Annotated in this window: 1 pseudogene; it reads left to right on the plus strand. The window is 75.2% G+C overall.

Features of this window, described 5'->3' with window-relative positions:
• Nucleotides 1–745: pseudogene (locus tag AB0O00_RS40700) on the plus strand (ABC transporter permease); the annotation flags it as partial.
• Nucleotides 746–1,141 lie beyond the last annotated feature (396 nt).

Below are 1,141 nucleotides of genomic sequence, written 5' to 3' on the forward strand. Positions count from 1 at the left end.
GCTCGGCCTCGCGCTGCGCCTGCACCGCGGCCTGATCGGCGGCTTCGCGACGGCCCTCCTGCTGCTCGGCGCGATGTACGGCTCGCTGCTCGGCGACGCCGACTCGATGCTCGACGGCGTCGACCGGATCCGGGAGGCCGTCGCCCGCATCGGCGGGCACACCTTGTCCGACTCCTTCGCCGCGCTGACGATGCTCGTGGTGGCCGTCGTCGGCGCCGTCTACGCCGTCCTCGCGATGCTGCGCCCGCGGGCCGAGGAGACGGCCGGGCGGGTCGAGCCGGTGCTCGCGACCGCCGTGTCCCGGGCCGCCTGGCTGGGCGGGCACGTAACGGCGGCGCTGATCGGCTCGACGGCGGTGATGCTCGCGGCGGGCGTCGGCTTCGGGATCGCGGGGGCCGCGTCCACCGGCGACGGGGGCGAGTTCCTCCGGCTGACCGGCGCCGCCCTCGCGTACGCGCCCGCGCAGTGGGTGACGGTCGGCTTCGCCGCGGCCGTGTACGGCTGGCTGCCCCGGGCCGGCGCGCTGGCCTGGCTGCTGCCGGCGTACGGCTTCGTGATCGGCTACCTCGGGCCGCTGCTGGAGTTCCCGAAGGTCCTCGACCGGCTCTCGCCGTTCGGCCACGTGCCGAGGCTGCCGGCGGCGGGCATGGACTGGACGCCGCTCGCCGTGCTCACCCTCGTCGCGGCGGCGCTGATCGCCCTCGGACTGGCCGGCTTCCGGCGCCGCGACCTGGACCCGGACTGATCACACGGACCCTTCAACCACTTCTTCTGGCAAAGGAGTTGCCAAGCAACAGGCAGCGACGCCGCCGACTGTCAAGCCTCCCGGGGAGGAGGTCGCGTGCCGATTGCGTGCGATCCGGGTCCCCTTCGCCGGGGGACGCGCGGTGGACGTCTGGCGTAGCCGGTGGGCGGCGACGGGACGTGCGGGAAAGCGGCCGCCTAAGGTCGCCCACGGAGAGCCGCGAGCGACCGGGGGCAGGCGGCCTCCCTACCGAGCTTCTTCCGTGCGATGCCGACCTTTGTCTGGGGGACCATCATGTCCGAGCACGAAGGAACACCCGCCGCTTCCGCCGCCGCCTCACGCCTCGGCCGCCGCCGCCTGCTGCGCGCGGGCCTCGGCGCCGGCGGCGCCCTGGCC

Source organism: Kitasatospora sp. NPDC093558 (genome assembly GCF_040683475.1).
Taxonomy (GTDB): domain Bacteria; phylum Actinomycetota; class Actinomycetes; order Streptomycetales; family Streptomycetaceae; genus Kitasatospora.